The sequence below is a fragment of the Bacillus sp. YBsi01 genome (genome assembly GCF_038406745.1).
In the GTDB taxonomy this organism is placed as follows: domain Bacteria; phylum Bacillota; class Bacilli; order Bacillales; family Bacillaceae; genus Bacillus; species Bacillus siamensis.
Genome location: NZ_CP151679.1, coordinates 1712868 through 1733558 on the forward strand (window position 1 = coordinate 1712868; position 20691 = coordinate 1733558).

Consider the following 20691-nt stretch of genomic DNA (forward strand, 5'->3'; position numbering starts at 1 on the left):
AAAACCCCCCGTGGATTCATCGCTGTGTGAGCGTTTTCCGCTCATGTTTAGGATGTGCGGCCGGCGGCGGGTTTAAGCTTGTAAGTTATGTCCATTCTTCTTCGGACATAAAAAAAGGAACGACATACATCGTCCCGACAGATTAGTCTTCATCTTCCTCCGGCCGTCCGAATACTTGATTTGGACTCGGCTGATTCGGCGCGGCATTGGGATTTGCTCCGCCGTAAGGCATAAAATATCCGGCATTTGCGCCCATATTCGGATATGGCTGCACAGGTATATTGGCGTGATGGTGATGTGAGCCATGATGATGTGAACCGTGGTGGTGATGATGGTGATGATGCGAATCATTGCAGCCGCAATCATCGTCCTTAAATTTTCCATCGTGATGCGGCTCGTTTGCGTAATGTGATGAATAGCCGCCGTAATACGGCATATGTCCGTATGGAGCACCGCCGAAACCAGATGTAAAACCATCAAAATGCTCTGCATTTTCATGGGCCTCGTTTTCATATTCACCGTAACCCGCTTGCGGCCCAAATCCCGGATGATGGAATCCGTGATGATGGAATCCGTACGGTAACGGCATCGGCATTACCGGAAAGCCTCCATAACCTCCTCCAAAACCGCCGAAACCTCCGCCTACCGGGAAGCACGGATGGCATAATCCCGAACCCGGCAGCATCGGTGTCACCGGAACCGGACAAGGACAAGGCATGCACGGAATCGGATAATGCATAAAAGGCGGTTCAACGGCCGGCATATTCGGAAATGGGACATTCGGGATGTTTGGCATGTTCGGCAGATGATAAGCTGCGTTTTCTTCTTCCATCTTTCCGGCTTCAGGCGCCTTTGGCATATTCGGGTAATTCGCGTTTTCCATGTTGATCATTTCCTCCTGTTGTGGAATGTTATTGTCATGCTCTTTTTCTTTCGGCTCGACAAAATGTGTCACCGGTTCCTCCGGCTTAGGAGGCGACCACGGCTGAAACAACTGATTGGTCGGATAATACTGATTCATATCAGCTTCCGGCAGCACATTTTCATGCTTTTCAGGGATCGGCGGCACATACGGAATTGACGGCTTTGGTTCTTCCGGTATGGTGTCTTCGATGTCCACAACTGATTTCGGTTTTTCTTTGGCATATGGATGCTCATGCTTATGCGCAGACGTTCCGAAGTTTGCCTTTGGTTCTTTTCTGACCGGAACGGCTTCTGAAGGCACCTTTATCTTCATTCCAGGCATAATTAAGTCTGGATTGCTCAGCTGATTATTCAATTTCTTTAATTCTTCAAAATCAACTCCGTATTTTTCAGCTATTTTCCAGAGCGAATCGCCTTTTTGAACGATATGAATTTTCAACGTTTTCCCCTCCTATGCACAAAACGTGAACGGTACATTTGTCATTACAATACGTTTCTTCACACTATATGCAGGCGAGCTGGGCATGATGATAAAAAATTTGGAAAGGAGGGGAGTTTTTTATTTTTACGTATGGCTCAGCATTCTGTTCAACGCACGAAGCGCTTCTGTCCGAACCGCTTCCGGAACCTTAATGACACCCTTCGGCTCGCCTTTTTCAAGCTGCTCAAGCGACCACAATAAATGCGGAAGGTCGATTCTGTTCATTGTCAGACACGGACACATATCCGGATTCAGTGATTCAATCTGTTTATCCGGGTGCGATTGAATGAGGCGCTGCACAAGATTCATTTCCGTGCCGACAGCCCACTTGCTTCCCGGCTCAGCCTGTTCAATCGTATCAATAATGTATTTGGTAGATCCGCTGTCATCACTTAGCGAGACCACTTCCCGCGAACATTCCGGGTGAACGATAATGCGTATGTCAGAATCCCGCTGCCTCAGCTGAGAAATATTTTCCGCTGTGAATTTTTCGTGTACGGAGCAATGTCCTTTCCAAAGGATGACCTTAATGTTTTCCGGGTGGTCAGTAAGCAATCGGTTCTGAGCCGGATCCCATACAGCCATTTCTGTCAGCGGAATGCCGAGGTCATATGCTGTATTTCTGCCTAAATGCTGATCCGGCAAAAATAAAATTCTTTCCTTTTGTTTAAAAGCCCATTCCAGCACGCTCCGGGCATTCGAAGAAGTGACGGTTGCTCCGCCGTGCCGCCCGACGAATGCTTTAATTTCCGCCGTCGAGTTAACATATGTTAACGGAATGATGGTGTTACCGTACAGCTCTTGAAGCTCTTGCCATGCTTTATCTGTCTGCTGTATATCAGCCATATCAGCCATCGAACAGCCGGCACGCATATCGGGCAAAATGACAGTTTGGTTATCATCAGTCAGCATATCAGCCGTTTCCGCCATAAAATGCACGCCGCAAAACACAATATATTCCGCATCTTTATTTTTTTCGGCTGCTTGGGCAAGCTGCAGGGAGTCACCGGCAGTATCGGCGAATTGTATCACTTCATCTTTTTGATAGTGATGTCCCGGAATGAACAGACGTTTTCCGAAGGACCGTTTAATCGCGGCGACCCGCTCCTCCATTTCTTCGGTACTCAAGTTTTTATAATGGCTCGGCATCATGTCAGCTGATGCAGTTAACACGTCAAAGATAGACATTATGAAAAATCCCCCTGTTCCGCCGCAACATCCATGCTGATATCGGCGCTTTTTACTGAATGAGTCAGAAATCCGAGTGAAATATATTGTACGCCTGTTCCTCTATAAGCAGGCAATGTGTCGAGCGTTATGCCTCCGGATGCTTCCGTTTTGATATGGGCCGGTGTCATGGCCGCAAAACGCCGGACGGTCTCAGGCGGACAGTTGTCAAACATAATAACGTCTGCGCCCGCTTCTATTGCCTCCAGCAGCTGCTCTTCGGATTCGATTTCGACTTCTGCCGCAAGCATTTGCCCCGCAGCTTTTCTCGCCCGCTCCATGGCCGCCTTTATCGATCCGCAGGCGGCAATATGATTATCTTTAATCATGATGCCGTCATATAGGCCGAAGCGGTGATTACAGCCGCCGCCGATCCGGACGGCGTATTTTTCCAGCATTCTGAGCCCCGGTGTCGTTTTTCTCGTATCACAAAGCTTAATGGACGAATCATCAAGACGCCTTTTGGCCTCATCCGTCATTGTCGCAATGCCTGACATTCTTTGGATAAGATTCAGGATGACACGCTCCCCCGCTAGAAGAGCCGCCGCCGGGCCTTCCATTTCAGCAAGCACGTCCCCTTTTTTCATCCGTTCTCCGTCTTTTTTCAGAGAGCGGACGCGGATATCGTTGTTTAAAAGCTTCCACCCTTCACGGATAACGGCTTCTCCGGCAAACACACCGTCTGTTTTTGCGATAATCTCCGCCTTACATTGCTGATCCGAAAAAATTGCTTGTGACGTTACGTCACCCGTTCCGATATCTTCCTGAAAAAAATGTGTCAGCATTTGCTTCAGCTGCAGAATGTCCATATTTCTCCAATCCCTTCGTTTTTTCTGATAACTGTTCCTGATGTTGAATGAATGATTTGTTTTCCATGCCACTCTTTCTCTGTCCCGGGAAAATCAGCGCGAAAATGGGCGCCTCTGCTTTCCTCCCGGATAAGAGCTGAAGATACGGCGAGTTGTGCGGTCTGCCATAAGCAGGACAGCTCGGCTTGTTCCGTTGTGATATCCTTCACATTCATATGATGAACAGGTACTTTGTTAAGCCAGAATGCCAGCGCCTGCATGTTTTCTTTATCTCTGACGATGCCCGCTCCGGCTGTCATTTTGGCTTGGAGCATGTGAAGCGTTGTATCCGGCACTTGTAAGATGACGTCAGATTTTTTCGAAGCTTTTTTATATCTTCCGTTTAACGGTGTTTGAATGATATGTTCCGCACACCTTTGTCCGCTAGCCAAAGCTTCCAGCAGCGAGTTGCTCGCAAGCCGGTTTGCCCCGTGCAGGCCTGTGCAGGCTGTCTCACCTATGGCGTAGAGATCAGGCACAGACGTTTTCCCCCATGTATCGGTTTTTACTCCGCCCATTAAAAAATGCATCCCCGGGGCTATGGGAATTCCGCTTTCAATATCAACGCCGGCTGTTTTACAAATTTCTGTTATGGTCGGAAAACGTTTGTTAAAATCGGCTATTCGGCTGCAATTCATGTAAACTGGATTTTCTTTCATTATTTCTTCGAAAATCGCCCGTGAAACGACATCCCTCGGCGCCAAATCTTCAAGCACGTGTCTGCCCGTCATGATTCTGCGGCCTGAACGATCCGTTAAATATCCGCCTTCCCCTCTCACAGCTTCAGAAATCAGCCCGTACACAGTCCCGTTTTTCACAAGGAGGGTCGGATGAAACTGGGTGAACTCCATATCCGTGATCTCTGCTCCCGCACGTAAGGCAAGAGCGATGCCGTCTCCCGTTATGGCGGAATCATTTGTATGATACTGATACAGACTGCCGCAGCCGCCTGATGCAAGCACTACGCAATCCGCTCTTCTGTAAGAAACGGAGCCTGAAGCATCCTTTACGGCAACGCCCGCGCACCGTCCGTGTTCAATCAGCAGCTCAACAGCCGTTTCGTGTTCAATGATCCGTATGCCGTCCCTCAGCTGCCGAAGCAGATACTCAACCAAAATCCGCCCGGTCGCATCTCCCCCGGCATGCAGAATTCGTCTTTTAGAATGAGCGCCTTCCCTGCCGAGACAAAATGTTCCGTCTGATTTCGTATCAAATGGAAATTGACTTTCTATCAGCCTGTTTATCATGCTTTGTCCGCTTTGCAGCAAATCCCGCACGGCTGTCACGTCATTATGGCCGCAGCCCGCATACAGTGTATCGTTCACATGGGAGTCAATGGAGTCATCTTCTGCATATGAAACAGCAATCCCGCCTTGAGCATAATGCGAATTGCTGTTTGTTACGTTTCTTTTCGTTATGACGGTCACTTGGTATGACGGAGGAAATGCAGAAGCACAGGCAAGGGCCGCCGTCCCCGAACCAATGATGATAATTGTTTTTCCAGACATAATCACCCTCCTGTTATATTTACACCTGTCTTGACACCTATATTTACACAAGGATAAAATAAACTCAAGCTTTTTTTAACATAAACGGATAGGAGACGGCCTGTATGATTTATCTTGATTATGCGGCGGGAGCGCCTTTAAACCAAAAAGCCGCGGAAGTCTTTCAGCATCTCAGTACAGAGGTATTCGGAAATGCAAGCAGCCTTCATGATGCCGGAGGGAGAGCGGCGGATGTGCTGGAATATTGCAGACAGTCTGCAGGAAAATTGATCGGCGGAGCGGCAGAAGGCATTTATTTTACAAGCGGCGGCACGGAAGCGAACATTCTGGCCGTCCAATCATTGCTGCATGGCCTTCCCTCTCACAAAAAACATTTTATTACGACCGCAATGGAACACCATTCGATCCATAATGCCGCGGCGTTTTTAGCTGATCAGGGAATTGAAGTCACTGTCATTTACCCCGACAGAAACGGTCTTATAACCGAGGACATATTGGCGGCTCATATCCGTCCTGACACGGGGCTTGTTTCTATACAGCACGCCAATTCAGAAACCGGGCTCAGCCAGCCAGTGGATCGCCTGGCCGCTTTTCTTCACCATCGAAACATTTTGCTTCATTGCGATTGTGTTCAAAGTTTCGGCAAACTGCCGATTAATGCAGATCAGACGGGAATCGACGCCCTTTCCGTCTCCGGTCATAAAGTATACGGCCCGAAAGGCACCGGGGCTGTTTACATTCGGCCCGGCGTCAGCTGGAAGCCGGTTTATCCGCATACCGTGCATGAAAACGGGTTCAGGCCCGGTACCGTGAATGTACCGGCCATCGGCGCTTTTACCGCTGCTGCGGAGTATGCAGTGAAACACATGGCGGAACACCGTGAGCATGCAGAGAAGCTGAGGAAATATTTTTATGAACAAATTCGGCTTCAGGGCCTCCCTATTACATTTTCAGAGGAAGAAACCGGCGGTGAATGCCTGCCCCACATTGTCGGGTGTTTTTTTCACTCCTTTGAAGGACAATATGTTATGTTAGAATGTAATCGTAATGATATTTGCATCTCAACCGGGAGCGCATGTTCCGCCGGCAGTCACGGCCCTTCTTCAGCTATGAAGGCGCTGAGAAAAACCGAACGGGAAGCGCGGCAGTTTTTCCGGATCTCATTCGGAAATGAAACAACATGTGAACAGCTCGATATGCTGATACATACACTTACGGCGCTATGGGAGCAAAAGAAAGGAGAATCAGCAATTTGACAGAAGGAACGAAGCTTACGGGGGCGAAAAGACGCGACATGCTGCTTCAATGGCTGAAAGAAGCCGGCTCACCATTAACAGGGGGCGAATTGGCCAAAAAAGCAAATGTCTCAAGACAGGTGATCGTACAAGATATATCACTCTTGAAAGCAAAAAGCGAACCGATTATCGCAACGAGCCAAGGCTATTTATACATCAGCATGAATGCCGGCGGCGAAAAAAACGCCGAACGGATTGTCGCCTGCCTGCACGGCCCGGAGCGGACGGAAGAAGAGCTTGAACTCATCGTCGATGAAGGGGTCACCATAAAGGACGTCATCATTGAACACCCCGTATACGGCGATTTAACCGCTGCCATAAGAGTCAGCACACGGAAAGAAGTTAAACAATTCATGGATCACATTAACTCGACAAATGCCGCTTACCTTTCACAACTGACAGGAGGCGTGCATCTCCATACGTTAAGCGCACCGACGAAAGAGCGGATTGATCAAGCCTGCCAAGCCTTAGACGCCGCGGGTATATTAATAAAAGATTAAAAAAAAGCCCCCAGAAGGGCTTTTTTTTATATCGAATAGGATTGATATGTTCCCAGAAGCTTGACCCGGCAGCCGAGGGCTTCCATCTCTTGAACGGCTCCGGGAATGAGCACCTGATCCATCGCCTGTTCAATATCAATGATAAAGAAATAGTTGCCGAGACCCGTTTTTGTCGGGCGCGATTCGATCTTTGATAAATTCAGATTTCTCCATGAAAAAGCGGACAGCACCCTGTGCAGTGCGCCTGATTGGTCATCTTGGGGAAGCGTCACCATCATCGTCGTTTTCGATCTTGATGACAGTTTTGCATTCACTTCAAATGAGACGTCTTTTTCAGGCGAAAGAATGACGAATCTCGTGTGGTTATCCTGATAATCCTGAATATCCCGTTTCACGATGCTCAATCCGTATGTAGCAGCCGCCATTTCATTCGCAATCACGCCGATCGGAAGTTCCGGATGCTCACTCACATACTTAGCAGCCGCACCTGTTGACTTCGCATACTCATAAGGAACAGACGAAAAATGCCGATGAAGAAATTTGTGGCATTGCGCAATCGCATGTGAATGAGAAAAAATTTTCTCAAGCTTTTTCCACTCATTTTCTCTCGAAGGGTGAACGAGCAGGTGCTGGTAAATCGGCAGCGTCATTTCCCCCACAATCGCAAGAGGCTGCTCATGAATCAAATAGTCAATCGTTAAGTTAACCGATCCCTCCAGCGCGTTTTCCAAAGGAACAAATGCAAGATCCACTTCTCCCGCAACCGCCGCATCCATGCACGCCGGTATTGTATGATAAGGTGCTTGTGTCACGCTGTTTTGAAAGCAGGAACTGACTGCTAGATGTGTAAATGTGGCTTCTGGCCCTAAATAACCGACTCTCATGTTTCTCTTCTCTCCTTACGCGCCTGACCCTAAGATCTCAACTTTTTCTATAAAATCAAATTTTCTCAGTTTATTCATTAACGTATGAATGTTTTCTTCCATTGCGGATGTGCTGATTGAGAGCGTGACATTCGCCCTGCCCTGAAGCGGAATCGACTGGTGAATGGAAAGCACGTTGCTTCCTGAGTCAGCCACCGCCTGCAAAAGCTGGGACAACGCGCCTGACCGATCCTCCAAATGAAAGAAAAGTGTGATTATTTGTTCTTTAACCATCGTGTAAAAAGGGAAAACCGCATCTCGGTATTTGTAAAAAGCGCTTCTGCTTAAATCAACTTTCTGCACGGCATCTGCAACCGATTCAGCCTTTTTTCTGTCCAGCAGTTTTTTGACTTCAAGGGTTTTCCGCATCGCATCAGGCAGAACGTCTTCACGCACTAAATAAAATGTCTCTTCTTTCACCTGCACCCCTCCCTCTTACATCAGAGAGCCTGCATCGCAAGCTCTCCGTCTTTTTAATCAATAAATTCAAATTCAAATTCCAGAAGCCGGATGATATCGCCATCTTTAGCCCCGCGTTCTCTGAGCGCTTCATCAACGCCCATTCCGCGCATCTGTCTTGCAAAACGCTTGACGGATTCGTCACGGGAGAAGTCAGTCATTTTAAAGAGGCGTTCCAGACTGTCACCTGAAAGCACAAACGCACCGTCCGGATCACGGGTAATGTTAAATGGAATTTCTTCATCTTCCATCGTGTACATCACGCGGTTTTCCGCCAATTCTTCTTCATCATACAGCGGGAATTCAGGCGTTGTTTCCAGCTGGTTGGCGACTTCAAACAGAAGATCGCGGAGCCCTTCTCTCGTCACCGCGCTGATCGGGAAGACAGGATGGTCATCCTTAAGCTTTTCTTTAAACGCTTTAAGATTTTCAGCCGCTTCTGGCATGTCCATTTTATTCGCAACGATAATTTGCGGACGCTCCGTCAGCCGCAGATTGTATTCACTGAGCTCCTGATTAATGGTCACATAATCCTCATACGGATCACGGCCTTCCATCGCTGACATGTCAATGACATGAACGATGACGCGCGTCCGTTCGATATGGCGGAGAAATTGGTGGCCTAAGCCGACTCCTTCGTGCGCTCCTTCAATCAGGCCGGGCAGATCCGCCATGACGAAGCTTCTTCCGTCATCCGTTTCCACCATGCCCAGATTCGGAACAAGCGTTGTAAAATGATAATCGGCGATTTTCGGCTTTGCCGATGAAACGACAGACAGAAGCGTAGATTTTCCGACGCTCGGGAAGCCGACGAGACCTACGTCTGCAAGCACCTTCAGTTCAAGCACGATATAGCGCTCTTTTCCGGGCTCTCCGTGCTCTGACAGCTGCGGTGCCGGGTTAGCCGGTGTCGCAAAACGAGTATTCCCGCGTCCGCCGCGTCCGCCTTTTGCGATGACGGCGCGCTGTCCGTGTTCAGTCAGATCGGCAATGACCTGTTTTGTATCGTCATCCGTAACGACTGTGCCGGGCGGAACTTTAACAACCATATCGTCCGCGTTTCTGCCGTGCTGGTTTTTAGACATGCCGTGCTCGCCGCGTATCGCTTTGAAATGGCGCTGGTACCGGAAGTCCATAAGCGTGCGCAATCCTTCATCAACCTCAAAGACGACGTCGCCTCCATTCCCTCCGTCACCGCCGGCAGGACCGCCTTTCGGCACATATTTTTCACGGCGGAACGCAACCATTCCGTTACCGCCGTCGCCGCCTTTTACATATACTTTCACCTGATCTACAAACATAATATCCTCCGTTCTAAACCGTAAAAAACCGCTAGTTCATTCCAATTTCGGCCACACATTCATGGCCGGTCAGCTCAAATTGCATGACATCAAAGTCCTCATACCGCGATTTGCGAAATTCATCAAACACATCTGCATTCGCAATCGTTCCATGAAAATCGAGATATACAATAAGCTGTCTGTCAGGGTGATCCGTCTGCAGCGATACGGTCAGATGATTTTCACTTTCATTGCTTACCGCCAGACCGAACAGATGAAACAGTTTTCTCATCAGGTTCGACAGCTTTTGATCATATGCCGATAAATCTTTAATTTCTCCGAGCACTTCGTATTCGAGCCTCATATAACGGGACTTCCAATTAAATGTAAGAAAGTCAAACGCCAAGTGCGGGGTTTTCAGGTTTGAGAGCTTTGACTCGTGCTTTGCATCTATGACCATTTCGTCGATTATTTCAACGACCCTGTCATACTTCTGCAAACTTAAGTTTCCTTTTATCAGCTGCAGCTTATTCATCCAATCATGACGGAAATGGCCCATTAATTGGATCAGCTCATTAATCAGAGCCGCATCGCTTACAGGTTCTTCTTGTTTCTTCGATACATCCTTCATTTTCGCACTCCCAATCGTTTAATTTCTTTTTAGGAGTCTTGATAAGTGTGTACTATGAATTATAACAGAGAAGGCTTTGTTAGAAAAACACTTGTTTTTCCTGGTTCATCATGTTCCTTTTTCGGATCGCATGCACTGCGGATGCCAGGCAGAAACATTTTTGGTATCACTGCTTGGGGAACATATCCAGTGGGTATGAGAAGCTGCTGTCCTCATTCAAGGCGGGGTTCACTCACGCATCCTCTGCTTTTCATTCTTGATGTTACTCCGCTTACTGCAAAAAAAACTCCAGTCAACGACCGGAGTTTTTTGTGTCATTATTGAGCTACAGGATATACGCTCACTTTTTTGCGGTCACGGCCGAAACGTTCGAATTTAACAGTTCCGTCGATTTTAGCAAAAAGAGTGTCATCTCCTCCGCGGCCCACGTTTTCACCTGGGTAGATTTTCGTTCCGCGTTGACGGTAAAGGATAGATCCGCCTGTTACGAATTGACCGTCTGCACGTTTAGCGCCTAAACGTTTAGATTCAGAGTCACGTCCGTTCTTTGTAGAACCTACACCTTTTTTAGAAGCGAAAAACTGAAGATCTAATCTAAGCATGTAACTCACCTCCTATATTTGGTTTGCAGTCAACCGTAAGTGTTCACTGTAATCCCGCTCGATCGTTTCAAGAGAAACAATCATGCCTTCAATCAGCAGCTGCGCTTTTTGCAAAGCTTCCTGATCAGCAGCTTCAGGGAATTCAAAGTAGAAATAACCCCCGTCCTCGCCTATATCAAGAATCGGTTCGAGAGGAGCCAGCGCGATAACCGCATTGACCGCCCCGAAAACGACAGCCGTAACCCCGGCGCAAACGAGATCTCGTCCATGTTCAGCAAAATCGGCATGTCCCGTCATTTCAAAGGACAAAATGTCCCCGTCATTTCGGGATCTTCGAATTGTTGCCTCAATCATGCTTACGCGTTGATTTTTTCGATTGTCAATTTAGTATAAGGCTGACGATGACCTTGTTTTTTATGAACATTTTTCTTTGCCTTGTAACGGAAAACAGTGATTTTTTTCGCACGGCCTTGTTTTTCAACTTTAGCTGTAACTGTCGCGCCTGCAACTGTTGGGTTGCCGACTTTCACGCTGTCTCCGCCAACAAACAATACGTCTTCAAACGTCACTGTTTCACCTGCTTCAGCAGCAAGTTTTTCGATGTAAACAGTTTGACCTTCTTCAACTTTGATTTGTTTTCCGCCTGTTTTAATGATTGCGTACATTCTCTGCACCTCCTATTAGACTAAGACTCGCCAGCAACAGGGGGCTTTAAAGCTCTTATCACCTGTCCCGAGCGGTTGTAGCATTGGTGCTACATATCCATAACATTAAAAAATATATCAGACCTAAAGAGATATGTCAATCTATTTCTAGTAAGGCAGCAGCAGGTCTTCCATGGAGGAATCTGTCCGTTTATCGGCAAAATATGCATGAAGCACTTCATTTTCATCAAGCTGGCTGATCTTCTCGCCGGCTTTTTCTATGATAATGGGATGCTTGCAGCCCCGTTTAAATTCGGCCATGACATGCTTTACTTTGGCATCGGCTGCGACAGTCAAAGGATGCAGCATGGCGACATCGCGGTTTTTACCGTAATATCTCTCTAAAAGAAACCTCAGCTGAATATAATGCCGCTTGCGGTATTCATCCCATAAAGAAGCGGCGAGAAAGACGAACAGCACCCATGCGCTGACCTGGAGGGGGACGGCCAGCACAATCCAGCAGCAGAGCAAAAGCGCGGAAACGGCCGATGTCTGCAGGCTGAGGAGATGCGCTTTTTGAAAAGCCATTTGTTTAGAGAAGTATAAAAACACAAACTTTCCGCCGTCAAGCGGCCAGATCGGCAAAAGATTGATGAAAAGAATGGAGAGATTATAAAAGGTAAACATCTCAAATGTCTGCTGACTTGTAAAGCCGGACATAAAAAGGAGCCAGGCTGCCGCCTGAAGCCACACATGCTGGAGCGGGCCCGCCAGAATGACCGCGAATTCCTCTTTAAGCGGCCGGTTTCCGTGCTCCTCCACCTCAACCGTCCCGCCGAAAGGGAGCAGAAAGACGCGTTTAATGCGCCACGAAAAAAACACAGCCAGAGCAGCATGCCCCAGCTCATGAACGGATACGACCAGCAAAAGACACAGCAGCGCTTTAATGTGCCCCGTCAGAAGACCAAGCCCCATGATAATCCAAAGAAAAGGATGGACATGAATTTTGAAGAGAAGGCTGAGCCATTTATTCATCAAATGTGATCACCTGAATCGGATCTATGAATTTATCGCCATCCTGAATCGCGAAATAATACTGTCCTTTACTTTTATCGTTAAGCTTGATCGAACCGATCTTTTTTCCTTTATCGACAAAGTCATACAATGATACGTCAACATCTTTGAGCCGGCCGTAAATGCTGCTTGTATTGTCGGCATGCTGCACCTTCACAGTCAGCCCTGTTTTTTCATCTTTGCTCACTTCCGTAATGTAGCCTTCTTTTACGCTGTCAATGGCTTCACTGGCCGTTTCAACAACGACGCCTTCTCCGTTATTCTGAAAGTTCTGCTGGATTTTCCCCGCGGCGGGAACGGCCATATCCTGGCTGACCGCTACCTGACCGTCCTTCTTTTTCGTTCCCGGGGTGAGAAAAGCGAGCGGGTTTCCGAATGAGGATACAAACCAATGATTCACGGCAGCAAACTGAAATTCTTTTTGAAAGGTTTGTGCAATCGCCGGTTTAATCTGACTCAGCGGCAGTTTGTCAGTTTTATAGGCGATAGCGGAAATCAGTACGAGACAGGCGGCCAGCAGGCATTTCAAAATAATAGAATGAGCGTTGATCAATGGATGCCGTCCGTTAAATTCGGGCGGATGTTCCGTTTGATATTCATAGTCCGGAAGGAGCCTGTGCTTTTCCTGCTCCTTGACCGTCTGCCATGCGGGAGGCTTCTGCGGTCGGGCATTTTGAACGAAAGTCCGTTTTGGTTCAGGGCGCGGTTTTCTCCTTTTGGCCAGTCTTTTTCTAATTTCATCAGCTCTGTGACTCATCGCCATCATCCTTTGCAATCGTTGGGTTTGTACATCCTATGTCTTGTCCATTGCAAATATGCGCTCTTAAAAAACAAAAAAGACCTGATAAGCTGGGCTTTATCAGATCTTTGTATTCCAGTATATTTATGAACGCACGCCGAAAAACGACTTGATTTTCGCCATCATCCCTTTTTGCTGCTCTTCAAGCACCTGCAAAGGAACGGATTCTCCTAAAATACGCCGGGCGATATTGCGGTAAGCAATGCTGGCGCGGTTTTTAGAATTCATGGCAATCGGTTCGCCGATATTTGAAGCTCTGATCACTTCATCATCGTCAGCAACGATTCCGAGGAGATCAATAGACAGATGATGAACAACCTCATCCACATCCATCGTGTCACCGTTTTTCATGAGGTGATTTCTGATGCGGTTGACGATGAGGCGCGGCGGTTCAATATCTTCCTGCTCCAAAAGTCCGATAATGCGGTCAGCGTCCCGAACCGCTGATATTTCCGGCGTCGTCACCACAATCGCCTTATCAGCTCCGGAAACGGCATTTTTATAGCCTTGTTCAATTCCGGCCGGACAATCGATAATGACATAATCAAATTCCTGCTTGAGCTCCTGCACAAGCGATTTGATCTGCTCAGGGACAACAGCCGTTTTGTCGCTTGTCTGGGCAGCCGGCATTAAATGAAGCAGGTCATCAAAACGTTTGTCCTTGACAAGCGCCTGATGCGTCTTGCATCTGCCTTCAATTACATCTACTAAGTCGTAAATAATTCTGTTTTCAAGACCCATTACGACATCAAGGTTGCGCAGTCCGATATCTGTGTCTACCAGACAGACGCGCTTCCCTAAAATGGCTAAGGCGGTACCGAGGTTTGCAGATGTTGTTGTTTTACCTACTCCGCCTTTTCCCGAAGTTATTACGATAGCCTCACCCAATTTCACATTCCTCCCTCAAGCCTTGTTAGATCAGGTCTTAAATGAGCCAATTGTTGAAGGCGTTCAATGACCATATTTCCGTCAGTATCTAAATAAGCACATTCCATGTCGTTCCCTTTTTGAATGTGGTCTGGGGAGCGATTTAACACATGATTGATCCTCAATTGTGTCGGCATCATTTCGGATGCGGCGATCACAGCCCGGTTATTTCCGTTATAACCCGCATGGGCAATCCCTTTTAATGAACCGAGAACAAATATATTTCCTCCGGCTCTGATCGTACCGCCGGGATTCACATCTCCGATTAAAAGCAAATCTCCCGTTACGTGAAGCACCTGACCTGAACGGATGATTTTAGAAACAGAAACAATTTCCTGCTCCTCTTTCATCCGCTGCGCTTCTTCTTTGGCGATGACTTCACTGTCAATTGAATGCACGACTAAATCTTTCTTTGACGCGATCAGATCAGTCAGCTGCTCTGCCTGTTCCTGATACAGATACCGATGCCCGAGTTTGATATGAACACTGATTTTTTGGCCTTTGCCATCAGTATATTGTTCAATCGACAGCATATTTTGAAGACCATCGAGAAGCTCATCAAAAGAACATGCATCATCCAGATGCAATGTTAAGCCGTTTTTTGTTCCTTTTATTGTTACATATTGCTGCTTTTTGGTCTTCATCAATGTTCACCTCAACAACATACTCTTTTCGTCAAAAAAAGATAAAATCCTTTTTACTCATCTCTTAATTCTTTCTTCAGACTTATATAAAACAGCCTAAAGGGCAGGACTAATATAATGGCTCCCGCAATATTCAGCACAGCAGTCGGCAAAAACCGCTGAATGACAAAGTCGTTAAACGTCATTGTGCCGCTGCGGATTAACGTCTGAATGCCGTAAACGTAAAATTCAAGCACACATACGCTCAGCACAGCGACCAGAATGACCATCAGGGCATTTGTCTGCAGCACTTTAAACGCTTTGGCCGCCAGGTAGCATAAACCGGCAAAACCAAACATATAAACGCCTAAAACACCCGTATAATTGATGTCATAAAGAAGTCCGAAAATGAGACCGTAGATCACCGCATGCTTTTGGTTGATATAAGCGGACATAAAAATCAGCGCAAGCAAAAGAAAATGCGGAACGACCTGCTGCTCGTCGGAAACGAAAGGAAAATGCACCAGATCTGTATAGGTGCTTTCCGCACAAAAGACCAAAATCATAATCAAAGGGAGAAGGAAACGTTTCACGATCCTTCCTCCCCTGTTGCTACGCTTCGATTGACAACGATGACATGGTCAAGATCATACAGGTCGGCAGCCGGTTTAACGTAAGCGATTTTCGTCAGGCCGTAAGCATCTGATTCGACATCGGTTACTTCGCCGACCGTCAGCCCTTGAGGAAATACGCCGCCCGTTCCGGAGGTCTCCACAAGGTCGCCTTTTTTCACTTCGCGTTTTTCATCCGGTTCAAGGATGGTCATTTTCAGGGTCTGTTTCTTTTTATCATACCCCTCAATTAAACCGTAGCCTTTGCTTCCCTTTTTGCCGGAGATTTTGGTGGCCACTCTGTTGTTGCGGTCAACATCGCTCAGCAGCTGAACGGCTGATGTGAAACTGTTGAGTCCGCTGCTTTTGATCTTCCCGACAAGCGCACCCTTTTCGTTTGTGACCGCCATGTCCTTGGCCACTTTCTGCTTCGTTCCTTTATTGATCATGATCTGCTTGTACCATTGATCAGGATTTCTGGCGATAACGGTCGCTAAAATCGGATCATAGTCGGAAATCGATTTGACATGTCCGAGTTCATCACGCAGCTTCTTGTTTTCATCTTTGAGTTCTTGGAGCTTCGCTTCATATTGTGTCTGTCCGTCCAGCTTTTGTCTTAAGCGTTCGTTTTCTTTGTACGTGTTTTTCAGGTCTTTTATGTCCCCGAAGAACCCTGCAAAATATTCGGCAGGCGTGTGAAAAATATTTTGAAATACTCCCGTCGTATCACCGATCAGCTTTTCAGGCCAGGTGGTATTACGGCCGTTCTTCAGCGAGAATCCAATCATAGCCACCAATATGATAATACACAGAAGTAATAGCATTAACCGTTTGTTCGGCATCGTGATACACCTCTTCTATTTAACTCCTGATTATCTTGTTTTTCCTTTGAAAAGATGGATGTGCTCCAGTGCTTTTCCAGTGCCGATCGCAACACAATCCAGCGGATCTTCAGCGATAAGTACAGGCATTTTCGTTTCGTCGCTGATGACTTTGTCGAGATTGCGGAGCAGGGCGCCTCCCCCGGTTAACACAATACCTCTGTCCATAATGTCAGCGGCCAGCTCAGGCGGTGTTTTTTCAAGCGTGCTCTTCACCGCGTCAACGATTGAAAGAACTGTATCACGCAGGGCATTTGCAATTTCCGTGCCCGTGATTTCGATCGTTTTCGGCAGACCTGTCAGAAGGTCGCGGCCGCGGATTTCCATTGACGCATTTTCTTCACCGGTTTCTGCTGAACCGATTTCCATTTTAATGGCTTCCGCCGTACGGTCACCGATCATCAGATTATATGTTTTTCTGATATAGCTGATGATTGAGTCGTCCATTTCGTCACCGGCTACGCGGATTGACTGAGACGTGACAATGCCTCCTAATGAAATGATCGCCACTTCAGTTGTTCCGCCGCCGATATCAACGACCATGCTGCCCGTAGGCTCCCATACAGGAAGATTCGCGCCGATTGCTGCCGCAAACGGTTCTTCAATCGGATAAGCGTCGCGTGCGCCCGCTTGTCTTGTCGCGTCAATGACCGCCCGTTCTTCAACGGCAGTAATACCTGACGGCACACACACCATAACGTACGGCTTTCTCGCAAATAATCCTTTATTTTTCACAGCCTGATTAATGTAATATTTCATCATTGTCGCAGTTGTTTCATAATCAGCGATAACGCCGTCTTTCATCGGACGGAGCGCAACCACGTTGCCCGGAGTTCTTCCGATCATGTTTTTCGCATCGTTACCGACCGCAACGATCGATTTCGTATCCGTTTGCAGAGCAACGACTGACGGCTCTCTCACAACAATTCCTTTACCTTTAACAAACACAAGCGTATTCGCAGTTCCCAAATCTATACCAAGGTCTCTTGTACCAATTCCGAACATATGTATGTATCTTCCTTTCTTAAAGCAAAAATACCCTAAAGGGAAAAACTCATAAAATCTATTATATCTTAAATCAACGAAAAAAAAAGTGTTACAAATATCCTTTTTCCTTTAAACTCACAAATTTTTTGTCACCAATGACCAAATGATCGAGCAGCTCGATGCCGATTAAATTTCCGCACTCAAAAAGCCGCCTGGTTACTTCTATATCTTCCCTGCTCGGTGTAGGATCTCCTGAAGGATGATTGTGAACGCAAATGAAGGATGCGGCGGATCGTTTGAAAGCTTCTTTAAACACCTCCCGCGGGTGGACAATAGATGAATTCAGACTTCCGATAAAAACGGTGCGTTTATGAATGACTTGATTTTTAGTATTTAAATATAAACAGACAAAATGCTCCTGGGATAAAAAGCGCATATCCTCCATCACATACTTCGCCCCGTCTTCGGGAGAACGGATGACCCGGTGCTCCCCGGCGGCTGTCTTATGAATACGGCTGCCCAGCTCAATTGCGGCAAGAATCTGAACGGCCTTCACCGTGCCGATTCCGGGAATGCTGGAAAGCTCCTGAGCAGAGGCGCCTTTTAACAGGCGCAGCCCGTCAAACGTCCGCAGCAGCCGGTGAGAGAGGTTCATGACGGACTCGTGTTTCGTTCCCGTCCGCAGCAGGATGGCAAGCAGTTCATTGTTAGACAGATGTTCGGCTCCGAAGTGCAGAAGCCGCTCTCTCGGTTTTTCATTTTCGGGGAAATCTCTTAATTTTAACGGCAGATCACGGATGATCAACCCCTCCTTGTTCCCCTTCCCGGTTTGAACATCAAGCTTTTATATTAAATTCTTTCAGGGCTCTCATTGTTTTAGCGACAGGAAGCCCGACGACAGAATAGAAATCACCGTCTATTTTTTTCACTAAAAGCGCGCCTTTTCCTTGGATGCCGTATGCACCTGCTTTATCCATCGGTTCTTTAGTTTCAATGTAGAGCTGTATTTCGTCTTCACTGAGCGGCCAAAACGTCACTTCCGTCGTGTCACAGAACGTTTCTTTCCGGTCATGCGTCTGAATGCTGACCGCCGTAATGACTTGATGACTTCGGCCGGAAAGCTTCCGCAGCATGTGTGCCGCTTCTTCTCTGTCACGCGGTTTGCCGAGGCACTCGCCGTCTATGCACACCATCGTGTCAGCGCCGATAACGGCTGCATCGGGATTTTCGGCCAATACAGCACCGGCTTTTTGCTCGGCCAAACATTGGACGTTTTCTTCCGGCGAAAGGTTTCGATTTAATTTTTCATCTGTGCGGCTCGCAATAATGCTGTAAGGAATCTGAAGAAGATTAAGGAGTTCTTTTCTTCGCGGAGATTGTGATGCGAGTATTAAGCGTTTTGTCATGATTGTCATCCTTTCAGGGTTTGCTTAAGAAAAAAAGATACTTGTCTATCCTACCAAATCAAACGGGCAACCACAATTTCAGAAAAATAACTTTTTGATGACAAAATAAAAAATCCCGCCGGATGACGGGAATTGAGAGATTATTATTTCACAACGCTTAAAAGCTGTTTTTGGGCTTTCCAGCCGGATTCTGAACCGGACGTTTCCAATTCTTTCAGCGCTTGAAGCACGGCCTCTTTCTGCTTTTTGTCAGCTGCGTCTGCGCCGTCTGCGGCTTTGGCTGCTTCAGCCACATCCGTTTTTGAAATGTCTTTGCCGGTAATCGCTTTGGCCGAGAGCTCAGATGCTTGTTTAAAAGAGCCTTCCAATCCTGAATCGACCGCAAAGCTGAGCTCTTTTCCGCCCCAAGCCTCAAAATCATGGTCTATCAGTGTCTGGCCCAATTGCTGTGATAAACTTTTTTCCGCTGCAAGACCCGCGATCACGTATGTGTACCCGTCTTCTTTTGCCAGAGAGACAGCCGAGTATCCTTTTTCAGTCAGCTGGTCAACAAGCGTTTGCGCTCCTTTTTCTGATGAAAATTTTCCGGCCTGCACCGCAAATGTTTTATAGTTTCCGTCTGACTGTTCCGCGTTTCCTGTGCCGCTTGTTTCTGATTTGTCTTTTGAAACGTCTCCCGCTTTCACCGTCTGTCCTTGTGAACCTTTGTCAGCGGAGGCGGGGGCGGAGGCTTCTTTACTTCCCGACATATTTAAGGCGACAAGGCCGAGGCCGGTGCCTAAAACAGCCGCAACGGCAATTGTCGTGACCGCTTTTTTAACTGGAGATGACGGCTGCTTCTTTTTCGGAAAATGAGGACCCGTGTTTTTCTTCTGGTATGGCGGGACGACTTTCGGATCGTCTTCAAATACCTCTTGATTCTTCTCATCATCCCAATTGAAATCTTCTTCTTTCGGATCTTCATGAGATGCTGCAATCTCCTGCTCCGCCTTCTTTGTTTCTTCCCAATTTGAAAATGTGACGGTTTTCTCCCCGCCTGCATTCACACCTTCTTGTCCATACATCGTTTCTTCTTTTCCGTTAATTGTTACTTTAAGGGCATTGTTTTTGGCTTTGCTGTTCTTTTTGCTTTTCCTTTTTTTCAACGTCTCTTCCCCCTTGCATTCGTCTTGGCCGTACCTTGAACTGATCATGGTTCACACTTTAGCATAGGCGTAAAAAAAAAGAACAAGACTTTTGTCGTCTTGTCCAAAAAACGTTCGCCAAATTTTTCAAGCACCGCCTGAAGCGAGTGTGATGTAAAACGCGAACAGCTCTTCACCGTATAAGTAACTCACAGCGCTCCCGGCTGCGATGGCCGGCGCAAACGGGAAAGGCTGCTTTTTACCAAGCCTGCCCCCCGCTGCGGCGCACATACCGTATACGGCTCCGATTATAACGGAAAGAAAGAATGCAATAAGGACGAGCTTCACACCGAGCGCAAGCCCGATCACTCCAAACAGCTTCACATCACCTGCGCCGATGCCTCCTTTACTGACAAACATGATAAAAACAAGCAGAGCAAATCCGCAAACAGCTCCGGCAAACCCCGCATACCATGAATCCAGCGGAGAAAAAATACGGCCGGCGATAAAAAGCGGAAGAAAAAACAGCAGAACCTTGTCAGGAATCAGCATATATTGCAGATCCGTCACAGTAACAATCATCAGCAGAGACAGAAATAACAGCGCGATTAGCAGCTCTTTTGAGAAACCGAAATGGATACCGGCAGCCGTGAATAAACATGCCGTCCAGCATTCCGCTGCCGGATACATCACTGACAGCTTCGTACGGCAGTGTCTGCACCTTCCTCTTTGCAGGATATAGGAAACAACGGGCACAAGCTCCCCCCAGGAGAGCGGCAAGCCGCAGAACGAACAGGATGAACGCGGCGAAATAACCGAGATTCGAAGCGGAATACGGCATGCGACTGTATAAAAAAAAGAACCGAAAATCAGACCGAGAACAAACAGAATGAAAAGCACTCAGATCACACCTTTTCTATCAATCTGGCTCAGATTG

General features: G+C 47.3%; 24 protein-coding genes and 1 other annotated feature. Of the genes, 2 read left to right on the forward strand and 22 right to left on the reverse strand.

What is annotated here, in order from left to right:
* Positions 1–142 precede the first annotated feature (142 nt).
* The 4 genes from safA to nadB all read right to left on the reverse strand — a co-directional run bounded on the left by safA (position 143) and on the right by nadB (position 4988).
* The gene (gene safA / locus AADZ70_RS08520; RefSeq protein WP_342007982.1) at positions 143–1363 is read right to left on the reverse strand and encodes a SafA/ExsA family spore coat assembly protein; all 1221 of its coding nucleotides are present in this window, start codon (positions 1361–1363) and stop codon (positions 143–145) included.
* Between the two features lie 126 nt (positions 1364–1489).
* Positions 1490–2593, reverse strand: coding sequence for a quinolinate synthase NadA (nadA, locus tag AADZ70_RS08525; protein ID WP_099744705.1), 1104 nt, complete (start codon positions 2591–2593; stop codon positions 1490–1492).
* Positions 2593–3441, reverse strand: a complete 849-nt coding sequence (gene nadC, locus AADZ70_RS08530) for a carboxylating nicotinate-nucleotide diphosphorylase (protein ID WP_342007983.1) — start codon at positions 3439–3441, stop codon at positions 2593–2595. Before nadC ends, nadA begins: the two co-directional genes overlap by 1 nt.
* Positions 3423–4988: an L-aspartate oxidase gene (nadB, locus tag AADZ70_RS08535; RefSeq protein ID WP_342007984.1), complete on the reverse strand. Its 1566-nt coding sequence runs from the start codon at positions 4986–4988 to the stop codon at positions 3423–3425. The genes nadC and nadB overlap by 19 nt, the downstream gene beginning before the upstream one ends.
* 104 nt (positions 4989–5092) lie before the next feature.
* Between nadB and AADZ70_RS08540 the strand changes: the two genes are divergently transcribed.
* Both AADZ70_RS08540 and AADZ70_RS08545 read left to right on the forward strand, forming a co-directional pair.
* Positions 5093–6244, forward strand: coding sequence for an IscS subfamily cysteine desulfurase (locus AADZ70_RS08540; protein WP_342007985.1), 1152 nt, complete (start codon positions 5093–5095; stop codon positions 6242–6244).
* Positions 6241–6783, forward strand: coding sequence for a transcription repressor NadR (locus tag AADZ70_RS08545; RefSeq protein ID WP_016938792.1), 543 nt, complete (start codon positions 6241–6243; stop codon positions 6781–6783). The genes AADZ70_RS08540 and AADZ70_RS08545 overlap by 4 nt, the downstream gene beginning before the upstream one ends.
* 26 nt (positions 6784–6809) lie before the next feature.
* On the opposite strand, the gene pheA is transcribed toward AADZ70_RS08545, so the two are convergent.
* From pheA to AADZ70_RS08635, 18 genes are all read right to left on the reverse strand, one after another.
* Entirely contained in the window at positions 6810–7667 is an 858-nt protein-coding gene (pheA, locus tag AADZ70_RS08550; RefSeq protein WP_016938791.1) for a prephenate dehydratase, read from the reverse strand.
* Between the two features lie 15 nt (positions 7668–7682).
* A complete protein-coding gene (thrR, locus tag AADZ70_RS08555; protein ID WP_016938790.1) occupies positions 7683–8126 on the reverse strand; it encodes a transcriptional regulator ThrR in 444 nt (147 codons plus the stop codon).
* 53 nt (positions 8127–8179) lie between these two features.
* Positions 8180–9466 carry a GTPase ObgE gene (gene obgE / locus AADZ70_RS08560; protein WP_016938789.1) on the reverse strand — a complete coding sequence of 429 codons (1287 nt, stop codon included), beginning with the start codon at positions 9464–9466 and terminating at the stop codon, positions 8180–8182.
* 31 nt (positions 9467–9497) lie between these two features.
* Positions 9498–10076 (reverse strand): sporulation initiation phosphotransferase B, encoded by a 579-nt coding sequence (locus tag AADZ70_RS08565; RefSeq protein ID WP_003152664.1) that lies wholly within the window; start codon positions 10074–10076, stop codon positions 9498–9500.
* Positions 10077–10393: 317 nt separating this feature from the next.
* Complete coding sequence (gene rpmA, locus AADZ70_RS08570) at positions 10394–10678, reverse strand: 50S ribosomal protein L27 (RefSeq protein WP_003152662.1); 285 nt, start codon at positions 10676–10678, stop codon at positions 10394–10396.
* A gap of 12 nt (positions 10679–10690) precedes the next feature.
* A complete protein-coding gene (locus tag AADZ70_RS08575) occupies positions 10691–11032 on the reverse strand; it encodes a ribosomal-processing cysteine protease Prp (RefSeq protein WP_045926477.1) in 342 nt (113 codons plus the stop codon).
* 2 nt (positions 11033–11034) lie between these two features.
* The gene (gene rplU, locus AADZ70_RS08580) at positions 11035–11343 is read right to left on the reverse strand and encodes a 50S ribosomal protein L21 (RefSeq protein WP_016938787.1); all 309 of its coding nucleotides are present in this window, start codon (positions 11341–11343) and stop codon (positions 11035–11037) included.
* Between the two features lie 13 nt (positions 11344–11356).
* Positions 11357–11430 (reverse strand) — a sequence feature (ribosomal protein L21 leader region).
* Between the two features lie 60 nt (positions 11431–11490).
* Complete coding sequence (locus AADZ70_RS08585) at positions 11491–12357, reverse strand: M50 family metallopeptidase (RefSeq protein ID WP_342007986.1); 867 nt, start codon at positions 12355–12357, stop codon at positions 11491–11493.
* Positions 12350–13153, reverse strand: a complete 804-nt coding sequence (locus tag AADZ70_RS08590; protein ID WP_016938785.1) for a M23 family metallopeptidase — start codon at positions 13151–13153, stop codon at positions 12350–12352. Before AADZ70_RS08590 ends, AADZ70_RS08585 begins: the two co-directional genes overlap by 8 nt.
* 126 nt (positions 13154–13279) lie before the next feature.
* Positions 13280–14083 carry a septum site-determining protein MinD gene (minD, locus tag AADZ70_RS08595; RefSeq protein ID WP_016938784.1) on the reverse strand — a complete coding sequence of 268 codons (804 nt, stop codon included), beginning with the start codon at positions 14081–14083 and terminating at the stop codon, positions 13280–13282.
* Between the two features lie 2 nt (positions 14084–14085).
* A complete protein-coding gene (minC, locus tag AADZ70_RS08600; protein WP_016938783.1) occupies positions 14086–14766 on the reverse strand; it encodes a septum site-determining protein MinC in 681 nt (226 codons plus the stop codon).
* A 53-nt stretch (positions 14767–14819) separates the two neighbouring features.
* Positions 14820–15338 carry a rod shape-determining protein MreD gene (gene mreD, locus AADZ70_RS08605; RefSeq protein ID WP_342007987.1) on the reverse strand — a complete coding sequence of 173 codons (519 nt, stop codon included), beginning with the start codon at positions 15336–15338 and terminating at the stop codon, positions 14820–14822.
* Positions 15335–16198, reverse strand: coding sequence for a rod shape-determining protein MreC (gene mreC, locus AADZ70_RS08610; RefSeq protein WP_007408166.1), 864 nt, complete (start codon positions 16196–16198; stop codon positions 15335–15337). Before mreC ends, mreD begins: the two co-directional genes overlap by 4 nt.
* A gap of 30 nt (positions 16199–16228) precedes the next feature.
* Complete coding sequence (gene mreB / locus AADZ70_RS08615; RefSeq protein ID WP_003152647.1) at positions 16229–17242, reverse strand: cell shape-determining protein MreB; 1014 nt, start codon at positions 17240–17242, stop codon at positions 16229–16231.
* Positions 17243–17333: 91 nt separating this feature from the next.
* Complete coding sequence (gene radC, locus AADZ70_RS08620; protein ID WP_016938780.1) at positions 17334–18029, reverse strand: DNA repair protein RadC; 696 nt, start codon at positions 18027–18029, stop codon at positions 17334–17336.
* 31 nt (positions 18030–18060) lie between these two features.
* A complete protein-coding gene (locus tag AADZ70_RS08625) occupies positions 18061–18630 on the reverse strand; it encodes a Maf family protein (RefSeq protein ID WP_342007988.1) in 570 nt (189 codons plus the stop codon).
* 143 nt (positions 18631–18773) lie between these two features.
* Positions 18774–19775, reverse strand: coding sequence for an SPOR domain-containing protein (locus AADZ70_RS08630; RefSeq protein ID WP_342007989.1), 1002 nt, complete (start codon positions 19773–19775; stop codon positions 18774–18776).
* Between the two features lie 126 nt (positions 19776–19901).
* A complete protein-coding gene (locus AADZ70_RS08635; protein ID WP_342007990.1) occupies positions 19902–20654 on the reverse strand; it encodes a prepilin peptidase in 753 nt (250 codons plus the stop codon).
* Positions 20655–20691 lie beyond the last annotated feature (37 nt).

What these genes read in the sequence shown, in the direction of transcription:
- mreB (WP_003152647.1), bottom strand. Translation starts at nt 17,242, where the DNA reads ATGTTCGGAATTGGTACAAGAGACCTTGGTATAGATTTGGGAACTGCG.
- AADZ70_RS08540 (WP_342007985.1), top strand. Translation starts at nt 5,093, where the DNA reads ATGATTTATCTTGATTATGCGGCGGGAGCGCCTTTAAACCAAAAAGCC.
- pheA (WP_016938791.1), bottom strand. Translation starts at nt 7,667, where the DNA reads ATGAGAGTCGGTTATTTAGGGCCAGAAGCCACATTTACACATCTAGCA.
- nadB (WP_342007984.1), bottom strand. Translation starts at nt 4,988, where the DNA reads ATGTCTGGAAAAACAATTATCATCATTGGTTCGGGGACGGCGGCCCTT.
- nadA (WP_099744705.1), bottom strand. Translation starts at nt 2,593, where the DNA reads ATGTCTATCTTTGACGTGTTAACTGCATCAGCTGACATGATGCCGAGC.
- rpmA (WP_003152662.1), bottom strand. Translation starts at nt 10,678, where the DNA reads ATGCTTAGATTAGATCTTCAGTTTTTCGCTTCTAAAAAAGGTGTAGGT.
- rplU (WP_016938787.1), bottom strand. Translation starts at nt 11,343, where the DNA reads ATGTACGCAATCATTAAAACAGGCGGAAAACAAATCAAAGTTGAAGAA.
- minC (WP_016938783.1), bottom strand. Translation starts at nt 14,766, where the DNA reads ATGAAGACCAAAAAGCAGCAATATGTAACAATAAAAGGAACAAAAAAC.
- AADZ70_RS08565 (WP_003152664.1), bottom strand. Translation starts at nt 10,076, where the DNA reads ATGAAGGATGTATCGAAGAAACAAGAAGAACCTGTAAGCGATGCGGCT.
- nadC (WP_342007983.1), bottom strand. Translation starts at nt 3,441, where the DNA reads ATGGACATTCTGCAGCTGAAGCAAATGCTGACACATTTTTTTCAGGAA.
- AADZ70_RS08590 (WP_016938785.1), bottom strand. Translation starts at nt 13,153, where the DNA reads ATGAGTCACAGAGCTGATGAAATTAGAAAAAGACTGGCCAAAAGGAGA.
- AADZ70_RS08575 (WP_045926477.1), bottom strand. Translation starts at nt 11,032, where the DNA reads ATGATTGAGGCAACAATTCGAAGATCCCGAAATGACGGGGACATTTTG.
- AADZ70_RS08585 (WP_342007986.1), bottom strand. Translation starts at nt 12,357, where the DNA reads ATGAATAAATGGCTCAGCCTTCTCTTCAAAATTCATGTCCATCCTTTT.
- obgE (WP_016938789.1), bottom strand. Translation starts at nt 9,466, where the DNA reads ATGTTTGTAGATCAGGTGAAAGTATATGTAAAAGGCGGCGACGGCGGT.
- AADZ70_RS08625 (WP_342007988.1), bottom strand. Translation starts at nt 18,630, where the DNA reads ATGACAAAACGCTTAATACTCGCATCACAATCTCCGCGAAGAAAAGAA.
- mreC (WP_007408166.1), bottom strand. Translation starts at nt 16,198, where the DNA reads ATGCCGAACAAACGGTTAATGCTATTACTTCTGTGTATTATCATATTG.